Consider the following 21,307-nt stretch of genomic DNA (forward strand, 5'->3'; position numbering starts at 1 on the left):
TGCTTATCTATAATGACTACCCCTTAGTCATATTTTTAGCATTAGAAGTTGTCCACGCGTGTCTTTTGATTACCGTCACCATTCCCCCCCCAACCATAATTCCCACCATAGTAAGTCTTTGTCTTTCCTCCAAACTTGACAACTAATGATGGCGAGTAACCCCCCAAGTCACCTCTCCAGCAATCGCTGTTAATTATGGCTTTTTTATGAATTTCAATACTCTCACTGGAGAAAATATTGCTGTGTGTATAAACATTCGGATAGGACTGACCTTTAGAGTCGACGTTTACCGCCACTTCCATTGGTGCTATTAATGTATCCCCTGGACTAAAGTTTAAGGTCAAATTACTAATGTACGCGCCAACATGAGTTTTATCATCAGTAAGGAAATACTGACATGATGGCATGACTACCCCATTTTTAGTTTTATAAATAATGCTAGACGATGTTAACGTAGCACGATTCCAAATAGCGTCCGGCGCTAAGGCGCTCGCGTCAACCGTATACTCGTAGCGATCTTGCAGATTATTAAATCCGTATGCTGTGGCAACGATCCTCAGCCTTTTTCCCCAATAGCTTTCTTTGGCTGGGAAGGTCGTTGTTTTCGACATAAAGCTGGAAGTTTCCGTTATTTCTTCAAGCTTATCGTTGGTGCTGTTATCAAACATCTGAATGACCACCTTCGTTGGCGCCATGTATTTATTACTGATCCCGGATGACCAGTTCACCGATATCGTGTCGCGGGTAAACGTCGGATTCCATTTATTCGAGCTAGATGACTGACCTTTACTCAGATGTACTACCTTGCCGCTAATACTCGGTTTTCCGAAGATCTCCACATCGTAGTAGCCGCTACTTTCCTCGTAGAATTCATTCGATGCCATGGTTAGCGTCAACCGAGCCTTGCCAACAGCCCGACTATTTATATCCCCTGTAGTAGGTTTAATATTAACGACGGAACTATCGCTGCTTCCCCAGCTATATTGAGCAGTAGCAGGTAGTGCCACAATAGGTTGCTGCACCGACAGATTTACCTGATCCGTTACCTGGAAAGTCGGTTGGCTGAAGGTAATAGGATGCCGCCCTTTACTTAAGGTATAGCCAATCTTTAATTCATTTCTTTTGAATTGATCGGTTTCCGGCGTTGAAACGGTAATATCAGCCGCTCCGGGTCTGACTTGCGTCAGATTACCTTGAGCATCGATAGACACCACTTTGCTATCACTACTTTGATAAGTTGGGGCTAAGGCGGCAGCATCACTATTATTGAGTGAAACCTTCACCGATGGATTGTTACCTCCCGCCCAGTAATCGGCAATAATCCCCTGACCCGCCGTGAGCTGAGGATCGGCTTTATCTACCTGAAGTTCATAGCTGCCCTGAGCCGGGTTATATTGCCCATTACCACTGGTTTGAATCGTGATACTGACCTTGCCCGATTTATATAGGGTCACTTTGCCCAAGTCATCTACTTGCGCCACATCAGGATCGCTGCTGCTCCAATATTGGCGCACGCCGACGGGAACATTTCTGACCGGCTGCGATTGATTAAAGGTTTTGACATAGGTCACTTGCTGCTGTGCATTATCAAAACGCAAATCCGGCGTTATTGCCCCGATGGTGATCGTAATATCTTTGCCAATTTGGGTGCTGCCCACTTTGGCACTGATCACCTGCTGACCTTTGGCGGTAGAGGTAGCAGCTGCGGTGTAATTACCGCTGCCTATATCCTTCATTCGCTGAGGCGTCACCTTAAAACCGGTCAATGTTGAAGATGAGGTAATGTTAACCACCTCATTAGGAATATTATTCCCGTAGATATCCTTCAGCTTAACCAGCAAATTGGCCGCTTCGGTTCCATCTGAGCCTATGGTGATTTTGTCACTGACAAAGGTCGACGCATTTTGATCGATGGCGCCGGGTTTCACCGTTACCGGTATAGCATTCTTATATTGGTTACTGTTCAGATAAGCTGCAATAACCACGTCACCCGCTACGGTGCTGCTCAAGGTAGTTTGTGCTACTCCCATCCCATCCGTTCTGGATATTCGATCAAAGACCGCCGAACCTGAGATTAATTGCCAAGACACAATAGCGTCCTTCAGTAAATTACCTTCAGCATCGCTAATCACCGCGCGATAAACGACGCTGTCCTTCCCCGCAACAATGCTGGTGACAGCCGGCGTAATGCTATCGACCTTTCCACTGGAAATATCAGCCTTAAGCGTTAACGTCTGCGCAGTTTTAAACGGAGCGTCATTGACCTGAGTGGATAATCTGACGGTGGTCGCCTTTTTACCCTGAACCAGGATCAGATATTCCCCCGGTAAGTTTTCCTTAGCCGTGGAGATGGTCACCGCAGCTTTTTGATCCGCCTCCGCCGATACTTTTTGCTGTGACAGCAAATTGCCTTGTTTATCACGCAGTATCACCTTCAATGTCGCAATATCTACGCCATCGGCGGTAATGTTGCCCGGACTGAGCGACAACTCGGATTTACTTTCATCGACCGCCCCTGCGTGGAAAGGCACATCCGGCGCAGCAAAGGTTCCACCGGTCAGTATCAGACTTAGTTTCGCCGTACCAACTTTGGTGCGACTGAGCGACACCTCGGTTATCCCTTGGGCATTAGTCAGGGTTCGCTGCTGGTCCAAATAGCTGTCGGCGTTAGCACGCCAGGTCACCGGAATACCTGCCCCCAGCGGGTTATCATAGGCATCCACTAAGGTCGCCCGATAAATAACCGATTCACCCACCATAGCGGACGTTGGGGTCGCCGTTGCGCTACCCAACATTTTCGCCGTAGCCGCATCCGCCCGTAGCGTTAATTGACGCTGCTGCTTCAAGGTTATACCTTTGATTGCAACGTTTAGGGTGGCGACCCCAGCTTTCGTCCCACTGATTTCTCCTTCATAAATTCCGGTGGAAACCTCATCAAATGCCGAGGTCATTAAGGTGAAGCCCCCCGATGAAAGCACGATCTCTTTCTTCAATCCAGTTAACAAATTCCCCTGAGCATCTCGCGCAGTTACCTGCAGCGTGGCGCTATCGTTACCATTGGCAGTAATGACCGTCGGTGACAACGAGAAGGTTGATTTGTCATCGGATACCATTCCGGCCACAAATGTAATGAGTTTGTCAGCGTTTTCTTCCTGACCGTCACCTAATAGCCCGACAACTTGCGCATTTCCGGCTTCGGTACTGGTCAGCGTAATCACTGCAACCCCTTGTTTATTGGTCTTGCTAACCGGCCGTATTAATTCTCCCAGATTGGTTTTCCAGCCTACCGCCACGTTTTCCAGCGCGGTATTTTGGTGGCTGTCTTCAACTTGTGCGGTTATTTCCACCGCATCGTTCCCATCAGCATTGGCCTGTGAGCGAGCAACGGTTACCGACTTAATCCGCACATCTGAAACATTGGCAACCAGCCCCAGATCAATACTCTTGTTAAATGGATTTGCTCCATCTATATGAGCGGTTAAGGAATACGTTCCCTGACGCGTTCCTATCACCTCGACCTGATAAACACCCTGACCTTTTTCGAGTTGATTGACGAAAGAAATATCGGAACCGTTTTCCGCGGTGAATCTCACACTTTGCCCCGGTACCGGGTTACCGTTGGTATCGCGCAATATCAATGTGGCCAGAGACTTAGCAACGCCATCCGCAACGATAGTTTGTGGTGATGTGCTCAATTGGCTGTTCCCACTTTCTGCCGCCGCAGGGTCAAAACTGACGCTTTTATCCGCCAGTTCTCCATTGAACAGTAGCGCCGTTACCTGCGCATCTCCTGCCTGGTTGCCTTTTAGCGTCATCCGCGCAACACCCTTGATATCGGTGTTGGACACTGATTGATTTACTGAATTAATCGAACTGCGCCAAGTGACTGGCAAGTCAATAATGGCGTTACCTTCGGCATCTTTAACCTCAGCCAGCAGCACAACAGAATCTACGTCATTCGCAATGGCCGAGTCTTTGTTATTTTCCGCCGTTAATAACACTTTTGCCGTACGGTTATCGGCCATAGCATTCAGCGTAATATTGCGTGAATCACCATTATTCAGGCTTACACTCGCTTTTAATACGCCAGACTGACGGGTATTTAAAGAGGCGGTCGCCAGCCCTTGAGTATCGGTCACTGACTCAACAGGAATGATCGTGCCGCTGCCTTCAATAATCTGCCAGCTTACCGGTACACCCGTCAGAATATTGTCATTCTTGTCAGTGATACCGACCGTCAAGATGGCGGTTTCCGTATTATCCGCCACGATGATATTTTTATCCGCGCTAAGCCTATCGATCTTGGCTTGAGTCATATCGGCAATAAAGGAAACCAACGTTGCCGATTTACGAGAAAGGCGACTTTGAGCGCTGACAATCACCTCACCCGCTTTCAGGCTGGAAGCCTCAATCTGCGCGATGCCCTGACTATCAGTTTCACTGCGGGCGGCACTCAATATAACCTGAGTATTGTCGCGTTCCCAATACACCGGCACATTAGGTAAAGCATTCCCCTTTTTATCTTTTACCGTCGCTCGATATATCACCTTCGTGCCGCCGTCAGCCACGGCCTGCGTCACTGATGGCGTAAGATCGGTAACAAAAGAGGTCGATAAATCACCGACAAACTGAGTATCGACAGATTTCGATTGCCCATTGACCGTTGCGGTGACAGGAATAGCCCCTGAAAGGGTGCTGGTCAGCAGCGTGGATGCCAATCCATTCACATCAGTTATGACGTGCGGTGTAAGGATCTGCCCGTTACTGGCGCTAAACTTGACCTCCTGATTTGGCACTAAATTACCTGATGCATCGGTCACTTTGACGCTAGCACCATTGGTTTCACTATCATTTGCCAGCGCGCCGTCGGAGGTCACCCATAAATTGCCATCGGTAATCTGCGCCGTTCCGTTATCGGCGGTCAGTGTGAGCAACGCCGCCGGACCACCGAGCGCCACACCGTTAATGACCGGTGTTAAACTGGCCGTGCCCGCATCGGTTCCCTGCAATGTTGCGCGATAAACCCCGTGATTCTCTGCCACTTTGCCTACCACCAGGCTGCTATTATCATTCAGCCCATTGATAGCAAAACTCACATCGGTTAAGCCGCTGACCAAATTGTCATGGCTATCTTTAGCGGTAAAGGTCAGCGTGCTGCGGGTAGAGCCGTCAGCCACAATAGTTTCAGGTGATACCGTTAAAGTAGAATGTCCGATATCCGCATCCCCGGCCACCAGCGTAACCTTGGCTTCAGCCAATGTCATATTGCGCGTTGAAGGCGTTAAGATGAGCCGCTCGGTTTGAGTTCCTGCTGTCACTGTTGCACGATATTGCCCCACATCCACGCGAGAAAATGGCGTAGCCTGAACCTGAGTGCTGACTTTACTTCTCGTCTGACTGCTAATATCTAAGTTGATCTCAGTATCTTGCACATCAACTGGCTGATTATCTTTATCGCGAATATTCAATATGAGATCGACAGTCTGCTGCCCATCGGCAGTGAGCTGACTTTCTGCTGGACTAAAGGTGCTGTATAAGGTGCTGACGGCGGCTTCCGTCACCACAATCTCAGTCTGCGCGCGGGATGAAGCGTTACCTTTTTTATCGTAAGCGACGGCGCTCAAGATATAGGTGTTCGCGGCGCGTCCACCGGGTTGATGATTCGGTAATATCACGCTAAATCTATCGGCGGCCTCTTGAACAATACTGCCGCCGTTCATCACCAGCGCGGCGCTGTCCCATTCAATACGATCCAATCCGTATTTTGCATTCACGGATACGCCCAGTGATTTTTGTTCACCGGCATAGCCACTGGCGTTATTAGTCAACGTGAGGAACACCACGTCTTTTTTGCGATATTCCAGGACAATATTATTGTTACGCTCAATAAGGTCATAACGGCTTCCCGCCAGACTACGACGAACGGCCACTGCCGCGCCGTCCAATTGCTGACTCCAAGGTGTTCCCGGCTGATAGGTTAATTGGATTCCAAATCGGGTATCATTTTCGCCGGATTTTCCCTGACGTTGTTCCGCGCTAAGGGTTAATAAAGGAAACGGCGTATAATTAACGCCGGCTGTAATAGCATGAGGATTGCTCTGGCGTTTATCTTTGCCAAATAATCCAACCTCATCGCCATAATATTGTTCATAACTTAATTTAGCGCCCAACTGCGGGTAAGCAGGCAAATATCCTTCGGCGCGTAAATCCCAACCGTTTGCCGGACGTTCTTCGTAATCGACAAAATCTTTAGAGTCTTTCCAGGTAGTGAGGCGCCAATAAGTATTGGCCCCTAACTTCAGGAAATCGCGCCAATATTCTAGCCCCCAGCCTAAGCGAGCATGATCTCGGGATAAATCATAATCCAGGAAACTATTTGTACCCACCATGTGGGTTGGCTGAAAATAGCGAATCCCCAGCCCCAAATTGGCCTGAGTCCGGCTATCAGTACGATGCAAACTACTCTGACTAAACCACAGCGTGTCTTTTCGATCTTTTAGTGGAATAAGCAAATCAATCTGTGAGTTTTGCAAAGAAAAGCTTTTATCCAGATTCAGTTGTACGCGCGCTGTACCAAAACGACTTAACCATTGCTGCACTTCCTGGTTAGCTTTACTGGTTGCCGCGCCTAACGCCAGATTTGCCGCTGCATCGCCATTAGGATTATTTTGAAGAAAGCGACCAGATTGTGAAGCCCAACTGGCCATTTTATTTTCTTTTTCGGACTGTTTTTTATTCAACTCTCCCATATTGGTTTCAGCTGTTTTTGCCGGAATTTTATTCGGCACATTCAACAACGTTCCTTCAGGCAATTTATCAAACTCCTGTAAAAAGAGTCGATGGCGGTTTAGCTGGCGTAACTCATCCAGACTAATACCATACTTATTTGCCACGCTTGATGGAGTTTCCCCCTTACCTAACGTATATACCTTAGTTAAATGTAATACATCTTTCTCCGAGGGAGGGTTGAGCAATGAGCGATTATCTGCTTTTGCTGCCATGATTGGCGTAAATGCACCCGCCAAAGGAAAAAGAATCTGTATGACAATATTTAACCAAGCAACCGGCATCGCAAAACGCGATGTAAGTGGAATAAAAATCCCTTTAATTTTACGTTTCATATTCTAGTGCTCTTTCCTAAATAACTTGAGGATTTATAAAAGGTTTCTTGCTTTTCCAATGAAAAGTGAAATTTATATTAAAACCCCATGACAGCTCATAATAGCCGCACTCGAGAGATCAATAATGATTGAAAAAAAATGAGAATATGATTGAAATATGATGCCTAACGATTAAGAAGTTAAACTTACTTTGAGCGATATTTGATATTTTTGTTTTACAACAGAAAATAAAATAAATTCAACCTCCAGAAAAATAATAATAAATATTACCACCACATAGGATAGACCACGCATGGAATCCAGCGCCATTTATAGTCACGCTATGAGAAATAATCGAATCTCTGGGAATCACTCTCTGACAATATTGATTGTCGAGAAAGATAATTACTATGCGGAAGGTTTACGTCAGTTGCTTACTGCATTTTTCTCCAGATTAAATATACGTGTATTTCTTACTAATGACATTTACTACCGTTATCGTGCCAACATCATTTTTTGTGGAAATTCACTATCAGACTCAGGATTATTATCGGAGATCGCCTCTAACCTGGAAACCTCTAACACTCGGTTCTTTTTGATCCAAAATCCGGATAGCGTTCATAACCTTTCATTCACTATCAATCAGGAAAATATTAGAGTCATTTCACGTAATTTTTCGGTTGAAAAATTACTGAGTTTGATAAAGCCAATGTTTTCCTCAATAAAGCCCCGGAATGCTCTCATTGGTATGAAACCCATGACGGAAGCGTTAACCCGCCGCGAGCGTGAAGTCTTAGAATCATTAGCGCTGGGTATGACAAATTGCAGTATAGCCAACGTGTTACGTATTAGCGTTAAGACCGTGAGCAATCATAAACGTACGGCGATGGCTAAGCTTAATTTCCGTAATAGCACCGAACTTCACTACTGGTTTTTACGCGGAGGATTAGCCGAACTCACGCAGCAAAATTCAGAACCGGTTCATCCTGCGATCAATATTGCTACCGTACTATCGCCCAAACTTTCCACCATGTTAAATACATCGCGGCTGATTACGACTTATCCAGCTTTGCTGAAACAAGTTTACTCCGAAGGGAATATCACGTCTGAAACCGGTAGCGCTAGACACTGCGGCTATCAGGATAAGCTTATGCTCAGCAAGATTAATAACGTTTCCAATATAAAAATTTATCACCATGTGTAGTATGTTTTTTGATCAACTCAAGATAACTACGGCGAATATCAATATCCTGATGATTCTGCTATTTGCCATAGAAATATTCCTATTATCTGGCATCGGATACTTTACAGCACAATGCTTTTAGCACTAGAGCCAGTATCAGTGCCAGCGGAAAAAATCACGCACTTGATTATATCTAATATTGTCAATAATTAAGCCGCCTCAGAGAGAAAGTCTATAATTTATTACACTGAGCTTAATCATATTTACCTTTACTCTCACTACTACAATATTCAGAGAGTATGGTCTGAGACCCATGATTAAGAAACTCCGTAGGGAAGATCAATGTTGAAAAATTCAAAATTCATCATATTGCTTTTGCTGTGCGTCCTGAGTGTCAACACGGGAGCAACCATGTTAAGCAACCAGAATATACTTCCCTTTCAAGTTTCTTCCAGCAATGACAATCATCCGAGTGGCTGTGATCTGGAGGAATTACGAAAAAGCTATGAAGACTCCACCACCGATGCCACCCATATTATTAAAATGGAAAAAAGCGGTTGCCATAAATTACTCAATAAAGTGAGTCGCAGCTGAAGAATAATGAACCAGAGCATCTGAAGTACAAGTAGGCCTTTGAGCGTTATTTATTCTCAACCCAACGGCCCTGATTGGGCCGTTTTACCCGGATGTTTATCAGATAAATAGGCGGGCGTTAGCAATCCCGAAAAGAACCTAATCGGTAACCGCGCAGCTCAATAGCGTGTTTTAGCGTGGGAGAGGTTAAAACGTCTAATTCAGTTAAACGCGGATAACAATAGCTGCTGGTCATTAGGATTTTATCTACAAAGGCCGGATGACACATAAACTCAATGGAATTCACGCCTCGCTCATCAGCTTTATCCAGCAATTGTAAAAATAGCTGTTCCGATATTTCTTCACCATAAAAGCCGTCCTCAAACCATTGGCTACTACGAGAATCACCCAACGAGATTTTTTGCTGCTGCGCATAATGACGGTCAATACGCAGCGGTAAATTTCGCTCACGGGCGAAAGCGGCAACCAGTGGATAAATCTGCGGCAACATATGAACATGATGATGGCTGTCGATATGGCTTGGGGGGCGGCCAAATAGGGCAACGAACTTATCAAATTGGCTCGCCAGCTCTCCGGCAATTTCATCCAGATTCAACGTGTCGGCCTCGGCGTGCTGCCACAGCGATTTATTCAACTCGCCTTTGGCATTAACCAAAGAAGGCATCGCAGTGAGTGGACGACCGTAAGTGAGGACAAAATGTAATCCCACCGGTAAATCAGGATGTTCCCGACTCAATGCCGCGGCGTGATCAATCGCTGTGCAGTTCACCATCGCCGTGGTAGAAGAAACGACTCCGTGGCGAAATGCTTCGATAATACCGTAGCTCTGCCCTTTGCTTAGTCCGAAATCATCGGCATTAATAATAAGTAATTTACCCATGAATAATACCTTTCTGCATAGCCCGCCGTCGCCAGCGTCGGCCAAAATTAGTGGGATAAACTCTCAGCAACGCCATAGAACTTCTTACGATAGTTACCCGGCGTAAAAGAGGTGAGCTTCTTGAAATTTTTAATAAATAACGTGGTGTCGCTATAACCCGCTTCAAAAGCGATATCGGAAACCAAGTCATTAGTCACTTCAAGCTGAGTTTTAGCAAAATTAATTCTGATTTCATTGATAATTTGCATTGGCGTTTTTTGATAATAACGCCGGGTCGCGCGAGTCAGATATTCCTGAGTTTTGCCAGAAAGTTCGACCATATTGACCAGAGCTCTCTCCCCAAACTGCGAATTATCATGCATCTTATCAACCGTATTTTTCAACCATAGGGGAATATCGTCGCTGGGAGCAGTCTCTTTATAATGACTAATACGGTTTGTGACATAGAATGTCAGCAATTCCAACAGCTCCGTTATCTCATCTTCCTGTACGTGAGCCGCAGAAATCGCTGATTCGATATAGGAAAGAAAATCGCCTTTGATGCGATAGGCCTGAGAAGCCACAAAACTACGGGATAAAATATGCTTATAGTGCTGCTCAAAAAATGCTTTGCTGATACCCACGTTGAGAATGCGAGTCACGCCAAACTCATAAAAACTTTGATGGTGAGACCCTACGGGGATAAAAACCACGTCTCCGCGCTCTAAAAACACCCGCTTACCGTTAATTTCCTGATAACACATTCCCGTCAAAATCAGCGTGTATTCATAATAATCATGCCGATGCAAACCTGTGGCACTTTCCGTTTTATTGTAAATAAATAGATGGAATTCTTTGTCGTTAAAAAGATCTTTTTCACGTACTAATCTGATATCCATTTTATTCACCGTCACTTTAATATTCAAAACGGACAAAGTGCCAATATCAACATCAACCCACTCGTTGGTGTAATTCGATCAATTCGGCAATTAATTCCCTGGCCAGCATGGCATTCATTAAATGATCCTGAGCGTGAACCAGCACTAACGTGACTTTGGTTTTCCCTTCCCCCTGATCTGCTTCAATCAGTTGGGTCTGCACCAAATGCGCCTCATTGAGTGCCAATCGGGATTGAGCCATCATTTCTTCAGCCTGAGCAAAGTCACCCGTTTTAGCCAGCCTCAACGCTTTGTAAGCCAGGCTGCGCGCCTGACCCGCGTTGATAATCAGCCCCATAACGACGTCTTCCAATTCACTGCTGGTTTCTTCATTATCAACGATAGAATCTAAATCAAACATGATATTACTCCGTCAGTTAAAGCCGTTTTGCCTTGCGACATTTGCAAACCAATAACCACTTTTTTTCAGTTCACGGGTTTGGTCTGCAATATTCAGCCGAACCAATCCATAACGATTCTTATAGGCATTAAGCCACGACCAACAGTCGATAAAGGTCCACAAATGGTAGCCTTTACAATTACTGCCTTCCTGTAGAGCTTGATGCAGCCAGATCAAATGTTCACGAATAAAATCAATTCGGTAGTCATCATTGATCATTCCAGTCGAGTCCATAAACTGCTCCTCGCCCTCCACGCCCATTCCATTCTCTGAAATATAGCAGGGAATATTGCCGTAATTTTCCTGTAGGTCTTTTAGAATGTCATACAGCCCTTTTTCATAAATTTCCCAGCCACGATGGGGATTAATCTTACGACCCGGCATCGCATAAAAACTAAATAAATCTTCCGGGGTCTTTACCTGCCCGGCAGAAACCGGGACCTCTTTAGCCTGGATACGTCTAGGCTGGTAATAATTCACTCCAAGCAAATCCACCGCTCCGCTGGCAATCAGCTGAGCGTCTTCCGGCTCAGTGTGAGGCAATAAATCATGCTGGCGTAATAATTCAACCAAATCAGTAGGGTAAGCGCCTTTCGTCACTGGATCGAGGAAACTGCGATTGAGCAACAGATCGGCATGATGCGCCGCCGCACGATCTTCGGCGCTATCTGAACGCGGATAAGTCGGGCTCAGGTTCAAAATGATACCAATTGTCCCGTTTTGCTCCGTGCTACGGTAGCGTTCCACCGCTTTCGCATGAGCCAATACGCTATGGTAAGCCACCGTCACCGCTCGCTTAAAATCCACCACGCAAGGGTAATGCAGGTCATTCAGATAACCGGCTTCAACCGGTACAATCGGTTCATTGAAGGTAAACCAGTGTTTAACTCTATCGCCATACAACTTAAAACAAGCTTCGGCATAACGGGCATAAGCCTCCACTACAACTCGGTTTTCCCACCCCCCCAGCTCTTGCATGCATAGCGGCATGTCAAAGTGGTAGAGGTTGATAAAAGGCTTAATGCCGTTCGCCAGTAAAGTATCTATCACCCCGTTATAAAAGGTGACGGCCTGAGGATTCAGCTCGCCGTCACCATCGGGGATCAGTCGGGACCAGGAAATAGACGTTCTGAACGTGTTATGCCCCAGCGCCTTTAATAGCAAAATATCCTGCTTATAGTTATCGTAAAAGGTCGAGGTATTTTCTGGACCAATTTGGTCATGAAAACGCTCCGGGGAAATCTCATACCAGTAATCGAAGATATTCTTGCTTTTACCATCCCGTAACGCCGCCCCTTCGGACTGCGTTGCCGAGGTGGCACTTCCCCACCAAAAATCATCGGAAAATTGATATTTCATTCCAGCTCCCAAACCTTTACGCCATAAACAGAGTGCGGCTTAAACAAAGTGTAATGATTAGAATTTCAGGCTGTTAGCGATCTCTTCTTCGCTTTCGACTTCACGGTCAATCTCGCCCTGCGCCTTGTTAGCAATAATCACGAACGGTAGATAAACCAATGTCGCCACTCCCAGGTTAAACAAACTGAGCAGTAAAGCCGCAATGCTACCGTTGGTATTGAAGAAGGCACCTAAACCGGCAGGCATTGTCCATGGCGCAATGTTGGTGATTGGCGGGATAAAGCCGCTGTAATAAGCCACGGAAGTAATAATGGCCAATATCGGCTGGATCATGATGAACGGGATAAACAGCAGTGGGTTCATAATGACCGGTAGACCGAACAGGATTGGTTCATTGATCTGGAAAATACTTGCTGGAGCGGCCAGTTTCGCAACCTGGCGGTAATCTTCACGACGTGAGGCAATAAAGATGGCAATAATCAGACCCAGAGTCGCACCGGTTCCGCCGAGGAAAATGTAGGAATCGACGAAAGGTTTGGCCCACATATGGAACTCTTTACCCGCCGCCAGCGCGGCATCTACCGAACCGTATTGGGTATAGGTTGCAACGTTTTCCAGCGCGAACGGCATCATAATGCCACTTTCCAGCGCGGATAACGCCATTGCGCCGTGCACCCCGAAGAACCACAACAGGGAGGAGAACATGACGTACACCCAGCCGACTACGTTGCCCATTTTAGACAGCGGTGCCGAGATACTATCGATAATCACCTGATGGAAGTTGGTGCCATATTGGGCGAGGAAATATGCAATCACCCCCATGATCGACAGGATGATAAAACCAGGAATAACCGCAGAGAATGAGCGCGAAACCGAGGTAGGCACGCTGTCTGGCAGGCTGATAACCCAGTTACGACGAGTGATAAAGGTAAAGAGTTCGGCTACCACCAGCCCGATAATGATACCGGAAATGATATTTGCTCCGCCCAGCCAGTTGGCACCAACGGCATAGGCTTCACCCACGCTGTACGGTGTAACGGTCATAAAGGCTGCAACCGCCAGCAGCGCAGCGGCCAGAGGATCGACCTTTTTCTCTTCGGCCAGTGCCATACTGATAAAGAACGGCGTCATCAGCGACATGATACCAAGAGTACCGTTATAAACGTTGCCGCCAATCCCTTTCCAACCATTCAGCATGGTTATGGTATCTGCGTCTAAACGCACCCCCATTGAATAGAAGAACGAGCCATCGCCGAAACTTAAGAACACGTTGTTGATCAGAACAAACATCGCCCCGGTCAGGGTTAACGGCATCAACCTGATAAACCCATTTTTGATGGCGTTGATATGCTGCTGTCTGCCTATTCTAACGGCAAAGGGTAAGATGACTTTTTCCAGAGAAGCAATAAATTGGCTCACGACAATCCCCTATTATTGTTTTGCTTTTTTTATAGCGGCCACGGCAGCTTTTAATACCCCTAAACCATCGACTTTGCCGTAGAGCTGCGCATCGATAACTTCAACGGGTTTGTGTGGGAACATTTTTTCAATTTCACCCAACATGTAGCTGATTTGTGGCCCTAACAAGATCACATCGGCCTCTGGGCCTTTTTCTGATGCCAGCGCTTCCGGATAGGCGTTAATCACCACCGGAACTTCATACTTCTCCGCTTGCGCCTTCATTTTGGATACCAGCAACGAGGTGGACATACCGGCAGAACAAAACAGATAAATTTTTTTCTTTTCCATACCCAACACCTTTTGATGTTCAAAAGACACAAGTTATTGATATGCCAGTTGCAATGGTAAAATTCCCTTTATCTGTACGTCATCGCGAGCCTTAGCCCACATCCATTGTCTCTGGTTGTCGAAAGTATACGGAGTTGCCAGATAAGGCAGTAATCCACTATTTGGGGTAATCGTCTCTCATTGACCTTTCAGATTGACATTCTTCACACTTCTTGGGGTTCGCATTGTGATGAACCTCCCAAAATCATCATTTTTTAGCTTTGCGAAATAAGTTTAATTTATTGATTTATAAAAAATAAAATAGCACCCACGAAAGGAATTGCGAAAAATCCGTACAAAATTATTGGGATAAGTAAAAAAATGGCCGATACCGCACATTAATTTGCAACTGGCATGAAATGCCAAACGCTGATTTTTTATAGAAAAAACTGCAGGAATTTCATCAAAAAAAAAGAAAAAGCGGTAGAATTCTCAACGCGAGGAGGCCTGAATCAAACTCACCTTCACGCAGAAAAGATAATTTAGCGGGAAATAGCCTGAATTCAGAAGAGTTTTTAATATATCGATTTGGGGAAATAGAGCTAAAGCTCTCAACAAAATAACAACAAATAAACTCGCTTGAATTCCAAGATAAGAATTGGTTATTTTTGCTATTTGTCGTTGAATAAAAACATAAGAAAAGGTTTTACGGATGAATGCCAAAAACACTAAAGGTGCCCAGGTTTATACCCCACTGTCACTGAAACTCTATGATTGGTGGGTACTGAGCATTTCGAATAAATACGCTTGGGGTTGTAGTACCAAAGATATTTTATTACCTCATTTACAGCAACACATGGGAAAAAAACATCTGGATATTGGCGTTGGGACCGGTTATTACCTAGCCAATACACCTCGAGGCTCGCAGGATATTACTCTGTTGGATCTCAACCCAAACTGTCTTGAAGCGTCTAAAAATCGCGTCGGACTGCATCGTATTTCAGAGTGCGTATTGCATGATGTTTTTCAGCCGTTACCTGAGCATCTGAATAATCAGTTCGACTCAGTTTCTTTATTTTATCTGCTTCATTGCCTGCCCGGCAATATGTCAGAGAAAGCGCCCGCTATTACACTCGCAGCGTCAGCAATAAAGGACGATGGCGTTGTTTGTGGCGCAACGATTCTGGGTGAAGGAGTGGAACACAATGCCTTTGCCCGCAAACTTATGTCAGTGTATAACCAAAAAGGAATTTTTAGTAATCATCAGGATGCGTTAGATAATTTACACTCAGTGCTCTCTACACATTTCAAACAGGTGGACGTGCAATTACATGGCTCCGTAGCCGTGTTTTCAGCTAAAGGCAGAAAATGCAAAAATTAAAGAGACATTAAACGTAAACTTCCTGCCTTTCCTGACGAAAGGCAGATTTTACAAACTATCCGCCTCTGACTATTCGGATTAGGGATATCGGATTTCAATTAAAGGCTGCGCTCTACTAAAAAGACAATGTGCCCTGTAGTGCGTTGAGGCTCATTCGTCGGATAGAATGTAAAGATATAGCATGGCCGATAATGAGTTTACTAAAAAACAAGGCAGTTTCAGACTGCTTCTCGATGTTCTTCTTGATGTGGGTATCACCTGCATCCCTTTATTTATGCCACACAGTCAGGAATTGCTGAGACAGGGATTTCGGCTCCCTCTATTCTGTATCTATTAGCGCTCAGTATTATCGTTCCATTATATTAGTTTTTCTTTAGAAAAAGTGACGACTTGGGGGAAAGGAAATTTTTATTATCGCCATTTTCTGATACTACTGCTCGTCATACTTGCCATTCAGTTCATCGGGCCTTGTCTGCAGGGGATAAAAAAATCAGAAAAGTGGATGACGGAGCAAGTTTCACTTCGTGGGTATATTTCAATCATAAATCCGTTATTACTGATATTTATTGTTCCGATATACGAAGGAATTATTTTCAGAGGCTGTTTGTTTGGTGCTTTTGCCTATTGGTTTAATGATAATATTTGCTGGTCAGCGATTGTCACTTCGAGAGTCTTTGTTGTAACCCACACCCAATATGTTGATATGATGACATTACTTCTGCTATTCCTCATATCCTTGGTGTTGTCCGTCGCCAGAGTAAAATCTAAAAGTTTATTGATACCAATCACGCCACATATTGCTATGAACGGCATCGGGTTGGGTTTTCAGTATTTGATTGCTAATTAAGTCGAGGGAACAATAAAACACAACACCCAATAAACGGGCCGCATTTCTGCGGCCTGAATGCTCCTCTTACCTTTTAAACCAAACCTAGCTGTCGACTTAACTGTGCAATTTCATGCTGCCACTGGCGCTGTAACTCTGGTTTTTGATGCTTGGGCTTCCGCGCCAGATCGCCTTCCAGTTTGCTTTCCAGATCCAGCAACATCGCGAGTAAGTGCTCTTCTTCAGTTTCCTGTTGCGCAATACTTTCCCATGTTGGCTCAACCGGAGTCGTGGCGGCGGGCGTAGGTTTGTCGGTCAAAATATCGTAAACCGGTGCCAGATCGTGCCACTCCTCCAAACGCTGTTTATCGATTAACCAGAAACGATTACAGCTCTGTTCAATCAACGTTCGATCATGAGATACCAGCAATACCGCGCCACTAAAGGTTTTCAGCGTTTCGGCCAGCTCTTCCTTCCCTTCCATATCCAAATGGTTGGTCGGTTCATCCAGTAGTAACAGCGAATAATTTGCCAAGGTTAAACCGATAAACAGTAAGCGTGAACGCTCACCACCGCTCAGCGTTTTAACCTGTTGCTGATGACGTAGATAAGGGAAACCGGCGCCGATCAATGCCATTTTCCGTTGTTCTTCCGTCAAGGGTTTGAACTGCGTCAACGCATCGCTTAGCGTGTCTTCGTCCCGCAGTTGCTGCAAACTCTGGTCGTAATAACCCACTCGCACCCGCGGATGAAAAACCACGCCATTGTCAGCCGTTTCAGGCTGACTAAATGCTCGCCATAGGCAGTGAAGCAACGAGGATTTACCGCAACCATTCTGGCCCACCAGCGCAATACGATCGCCACTTTTCACCCGCATTTCATCGAGTTTGAACAGTACCGGAGCCTCAGTCGCCGGACGCACTTGCAATGCTGAAAGCGCCAACACCCGATCCGCGGGCAATGCTTCACCGTTCAACCGCAATTGCCACTGGTTGCCAGCCGTCACTTCGGTTTGATCTTCTTTCAGCCTATCAACCTGCCTCTCCATTTGTTTGGCCTTGCGCGCCAGCTTATCGTTATCGTACACGCTGCCCCAAAGAGCTAACCGTTTGGCGCTTTTTGCCACGCGATCAATTTCCTTTTGCTCCGCCCGTCGGCGGTTGGCATCGGCTATATCTTGATCCACCAGCGCTTGCCGCGCCTGAGTGCAAGGCAAGCGGATAAACAGCAAGGTTTTATCACGCAAAATCCAAGTGCAGTTAGTCACGCTATCCAGTAGGCAGCGATCGTGGGAAACCAGCACAAAGCTGCCACTCCAGTTTTGCAAAAACTGCTCCAGCCACAGCAATGTCGGAAGGTCCAGATGGTTACTCGGCTCGTCCAGCAACAACAAATCAGGCTGCCGAATCAACGCGCGCGCCAGCAATAAGCGGGTATGCTGCCCGCCACTGAGCGTACCCGCCGTCAGACTCCAGGCTGCTTCATCAAATCCCAGGCTAGCAAGCAAGGCTTCCGCCTGCCAAGTTTCGGGCTGATGAAGACTTTCTGGCAGATGATTAAGAGTGGCTTCCAGTAACGTACTATTCGCCAGCGCACGGGGAAGATGCTGTTCTACCCGCGCCATCAGACACTGGTTTGCGGTCGTCACTGAGCCGGACGTTGCGGCCAAATCACCGCTGAGTATTTTCAATAAGGTACTTTTTCCGCTGCCGTTATGGCCGATTAAACCAATGCGGTCACCCTTTTTCAGGCCAAAAGAAATCTCAGCCAGCAATGGGCCGTACGTGTTATCAAAACGAATGGATTGTGCAGAAAGTAATGTGGTCATGTGCTTACTCAAGTTTTGCAGGCATAAGTATGCCTCTCGTCAATAAAGCTGACGATAACCGGTAAGCCGGAGGGAAGTTCTCAGATTGTCAGTTAGCTTCGCTCAAGCTGGTTATCGCAGCACGATACCGGTAACGCTTGAGCGGTTGCGATGACTGAGGACGGGTGAAAAAAGAAACAATTCACGAGTCAACATAGCAATCCTCCTTAATATATTTATAGTGAATGAATTAACCGATTATATTGAGGTTTGCTCTACTTTGCCAGTTCCCCCCCTTTATTACACCTGCTTATCGATTCATCGTCGCTAAAGCCCGTTTCACGGCAGCTTACTGGTCATAATTCGATGTTGATTCATAGGCCTGCAGGCAGGAATAAATCCGTTCGCCTTGACTAAATCAAGAAACCGACAATATTTAGGTAGCGATTGTCACATCAGGAACGATGATAAAAAGTTTCCTCTTTCATATTTAGGTTCAAGGGAGTTGATATATGCCTATCAAAATAATGCATCCGTATCGCATGGATGCACTGGCCATTGCTTTATTTTTTTTCGCCAGTGTCCCAACATTCGCTTACGACCATGTATATGTTTTCGGCGACAGTCTGAGTGATACCGGAAATAACGGCAGATTCACCTACGATAACAACCAACATTATTTATACGACGAGATTCTGGCGAAAAATGCAGGCGTGACATTAGTCGCGTCGGATAAAGGCGGGTTTAACTACGCTGCTGGCGGTGCCGTTGCTGTGCCAACACTCAACCCCGCAGACAATACGCAGAATCAAGTACAAAGTTACTTACAGCGAGTGAACGGTCAGGCCGACAGTAACGGCCTGTATCTGCATTGGATAGGCGGTAACGATTTGGCCGCGGCGGCCTCAAACCCGTCCAGCGCACCCAGCGTGGCGTATAGCAGCGCTGCCGCCGCCGCAACGCAGGTACACGCTTTACTCAATGCCGGAGCTGATACGGTTATCGTTCCGACCGTGCCCAATATCGGCGCAACCCCAATGTTAATGGAACGGGTTATTCAACAGGGATTGTCTGCCGTACAGCCTTCGGCAGTCCCCGGTGCTTTACAGGCCGCTTTCAGCACGCTAAATGCCCTGACTACGCCGGATAATCTCTCCCGCACTCAGGCTATTCATCAGGCACTCGCCGCTGCCGCTAAACAAATCAGTCCTATTCCACAAATACAAAAAGGGATAGCCGATCGGCTCATTACTGCCTTTGACGATCAAAGCGCGCTGGCCGAGCAACTCACCGATTTTTATAATAATAGTGAGGACGCCTTGCTCGCCCAAGGTGGCGGCAATATTGTCCGTGTCGATGTGAATAAACTATTCGGTGAAGTTATTAGTAACCCGAATCTGTTCGGGTTTACCAATACGGCGGGTATGCCCTGCCCGATAGGCGTTTCTTCAGCGGTTTGTACTTCGGGTCAGGCAGGCTTTGACTCTGCCCAATCTTACCTATTTTCCGATCATTTTCACCCAAGTCCGCAGGCGCATCAGATGATAGCCGATTATATTCAGGCGGTACTTGACGCCCCCGCTCAAGCCGCTGCGCTAACGCAGGCAACTGCGGCAATGGCTCGCGACACTCGTGCCACCTTGGATAGTCGCTTCCAGCAATTACGCACTCATAAAAATCCGCAGGACTCATTTGGCGTATTTGGCGGTTATGCCGGGCAGCATTATGATTATTCAGCCAACATTGCAGCCGGAGATGGCAATGCCACGACTCATAATCTGACCTTAGGGATAGATTATCAGTTGACCGAAAACTGGCTGATTGGCGCATTAATGGCGGGATCGGATGATAATCAGCGGCCTTCCAGCCGTTACGATTATAAGGCGCGTGGTTTGCTGCTTTCGGCCTTCAGTGCTCTAGAATTCGCAGATTATGCCTGGATTAATGCAGACGTACACTATGCCAGCATGAATTACGATGATATACGCCGTAATATGCAGATCGGCCCATTGACCCGAACTGAAACCGGTAATACCGATGGAAAACAATGGGGAGCCAGATTCACTGCTGGATATAATATTCCGATCACCAATTATCTGACCACTGGCCCAATGGCGCAATTTGCACTGGATTACAGCAATGTATCGGGATATAGCGAAAACGGTCACGACAGTACAGCCATGCGCTTCAGCGATCAAAATTATCATTCGCAAATAGGATCTCTGGGCTGGCGGCTGGATGGCAAATTATCCTTATTTAACCCTTATGCCGAAGTGAATTACCAACATCAGTTTGGGGATGACATTTACCGGACCGGTGGCGGCTTGAAATCAACCCAAACCCATTTCGTCCGGGACAGCGCCAGACAGGATAAGAACTGGGTGAATCTCACCCTCGGTGCCAGCGTGCCGCTCACGGATAACGTGGCCTCGTTTGCCTCCATATCACAGACCACCGGCCTGAGCAGCGGCGAGCAATTTATGTATAATATTGGGTTAAGCGCCCGCTTTTAATTCAATGGCTTAACATAAAGTCTAATAATAAATAAATGGAGCCCTCCCTTATTTCAGCATAAAGCTAAAGTTAGGGAGGAATTTGCGTCAGACGACCGCTGGAAATACTGACGCTAATCATGACCTTCGAACGTACTTTAGAGAAACGATATTCGTTCAACGCGCGAGCCTTGAAGATTAAAACTTGGACTTTCCACCCGTAACGTCAATTCTGCTCAGTCGGAAAACTCGCCGGTCATCACTTTTTGCTGCGCACAAGTACCTTTTTCCACCCACGCAACCGGCATGGTGATATTCATACCGTTGCGGATCAACTGAGTCTCTGCCGCCTGATTCAGCCCCATATAAAAGACCAGCGTTTGTTAACCTACCGACAGATCTTCTCAACCGACGGTTGGGTCTTTTTGAGCGTTCTCTATCATTAGCCGACGGTTTTGCGCATTATCGCGATGAGTGAGAGGAATGCCGCTTTAGCCTGCAAACCTAGTGAGGCTTTAATGCTTACCAACTTAACAGCGAGATGCGGTAAATTTGATTTCAATTTGTTAGATTCTACAGCCGGAGCGTTGGAAATGAATGGCAGGATGTAATCAGGTATTCCTGTATTCACGGGCAAATA

At 46.3% G+C, this 21,307-nt stretch carries 14 protein-coding genes; 5 read left to right on the plus strand and 9 right to left on the minus strand.

Annotated features, from left to right (window positions below; translation table 11 throughout):
* Nucleotides 1-41: 41 nt before the first annotated feature.
* The gene (locus tag AD970_RS00280; protein ID WP_049596353.1) at nucleotides 42-7,121 is read right to left on the minus strand and encodes an inverse autotransporter beta-barrel domain-containing protein; all 7,080 of its coding nucleotides are present in this window, start codon (nucleotides 7,119-7,121) and stop codon (nucleotides 42-44) included.
* Nucleotides 7,122-7,413: 292 nt separating this feature from the next.
* On the opposite strand from AD970_RS00280, the gene AD970_RS00285 reads away from it, so the two are divergent.
* Together AD970_RS00285 and AD970_RS00290 are read left to right on the plus strand one after the other, a co-directional pair.
* The gene (locus AD970_RS00285) at nucleotides 7,414-8,304 is read left to right on the plus strand and encodes a response regulator transcription factor (RefSeq protein WP_049596354.1); all 891 of its coding nucleotides are present in this window, start codon (nucleotides 7,414-7,416) and stop codon (nucleotides 8,302-8,304) included.
* A gap of 390 nt (nucleotides 8,305-8,694) precedes the next feature.
* Complete coding sequence (locus AD970_RS00290; RefSeq protein WP_157045405.1) at nucleotides 8,695-8,877, plus strand: hypothetical protein; 183 nt, start codon at nucleotides 8,695-8,697, stop codon at nucleotides 8,875-8,877.
* 118 nt (nucleotides 8,878-8,995) lie between these two features.
* Here AD970_RS00290 and chbG read toward each other — a convergent pair whose 3' ends face one another.
* From chbG to AD970_RS00320, 6 genes are read right to left on the minus strand one after another with little or no spacing between them, the layout of a single operon-like run.
* Nucleotides 8,996-9,757, minus strand: a complete 762-nt coding sequence (gene chbG, locus AD970_RS00295) for a chitin disaccharide deacetylase (protein ID WP_049596356.1) — start codon at nucleotides 9,755-9,757, stop codon at nucleotides 8,996-8,998.
* Nucleotides 9,758-9,804: 47 nt separating this feature from the next.
* Nucleotides 9,805-10,644, minus strand: a complete 840-nt coding sequence (gene chbR, locus AD970_RS00300; RefSeq protein WP_268872130.1) for a transcriptional regulator ChbR — start codon at nucleotides 10,642-10,644, stop codon at nucleotides 9,805-9,807.
* A gap of 43 nt (nucleotides 10,645-10,687) precedes the next feature.
* Nucleotides 10,688-11,035, minus strand: a complete 348-nt coding sequence (gene chbA, locus AD970_RS00305) for a PTS N,N'-diacetylchitobiose transporter subunit IIA (RefSeq protein ID WP_049596358.1) — start codon at nucleotides 11,033-11,035, stop codon at nucleotides 10,688-10,690.
* Between the two features lie 12 nt (nucleotides 11,036-11,047).
* Nucleotides 11,048-12,433, minus strand: a complete 1,386-nt coding sequence (locus tag AD970_RS00310) for a glycoside hydrolase family 1 protein (protein WP_049596359.1) — start codon at nucleotides 12,431-12,433, stop codon at nucleotides 11,048-11,050.
* Between the two features lie 57 nt (nucleotides 12,434-12,490).
* Nucleotides 12,491-13,852: a PTS N,N'-diacetylchitobiose transporter subunit IIC gene (gene chbC / locus AD970_RS00315; RefSeq protein WP_049596360.1), complete on the minus strand. Its 1,362-nt coding sequence runs from the start codon at nucleotides 13,850-13,852 to the stop codon at nucleotides 12,491-12,493.
* Nucleotides 13,853-13,864: 12 nt separating this feature from the next.
* On the minus strand, nucleotides 13,865-14,182 hold the full coding sequence (locus tag AD970_RS00320) for a PTS sugar transporter subunit IIB (RefSeq protein ID WP_049596361.1): 318 nt from the start codon (nucleotides 14,180-14,182) through the stop codon (nucleotides 13,865-13,867).
* 691 nt (nucleotides 14,183-14,873) lie between these two features.
* Between AD970_RS00320 and AD970_RS00325 the strand changes: the two genes are divergently transcribed.
* Nucleotides 14,874-15,542 carry a class I SAM-dependent methyltransferase gene (locus AD970_RS00325; protein WP_049596362.1) on the plus strand — a complete coding sequence of 223 codons (669 nt, stop codon included), beginning with the start codon at nucleotides 14,874-14,876 and terminating at the stop codon, nucleotides 15,540-15,542.
* A 502-nt stretch (nucleotides 15,543-16,044) separates the two neighbouring features.
* The gene (locus AD970_RS20400) at nucleotides 16,045-16,389 is read left to right on the plus strand and encodes a CPBP family intramembrane glutamic endopeptidase (protein WP_328286826.1); all 345 of its coding nucleotides are present in this window, start codon (nucleotides 16,045-16,047) and stop codon (nucleotides 16,387-16,389) included.
* Between the two features lie 73 nt (nucleotides 16,390-16,462).
* Here AD970_RS20400 and AD970_RS00335 read toward each other — a convergent pair whose 3' ends face one another.
* Nucleotides 16,463-18,196 (minus strand): ABC-F family ATP-binding cassette domain-containing protein, encoded by a 1,734-nt coding sequence (locus tag AD970_RS00335; RefSeq protein WP_049596363.1) that lies wholly within the window; start codon nucleotides 18,194-18,196, stop codon nucleotides 16,463-16,465.
* A 491-nt stretch (nucleotides 18,197-18,687) separates the two neighbouring features.
* Between AD970_RS00335 and AD970_RS00340 the strand changes: the two genes are divergently transcribed.
* Nucleotides 18,688-20,688, plus strand: a complete 2,001-nt coding sequence (locus AD970_RS00340) for an autotransporter domain-containing esterase (protein ID WP_049596364.1) — start codon at nucleotides 18,688-18,690, stop codon at nucleotides 20,686-20,688.
* A 215-nt stretch (nucleotides 20,689-20,903) separates the two neighbouring features.
* Here the strand turns inward: AD970_RS00340 and AD970_RS20310 are convergent, their stop codons facing one another.
* Nucleotides 20,904-21,032, minus strand: coding sequence for a hypothetical protein (locus tag AD970_RS20310; RefSeq protein ID WP_268872096.1), 129 nt, complete (start codon nucleotides 21,030-21,032; stop codon nucleotides 20,904-20,906).
* Between the last annotated feature and the right edge of the window lie 275 nt (nucleotides 21,033-21,307).

It is taken from the genome of Yersinia nurmii (genome assembly GCF_001112925.1).
Lineage (GTDB): Bacteria > Pseudomonadota > Gammaproteobacteria > Enterobacterales > Enterobacteriaceae > Yersinia > Yersinia nurmii.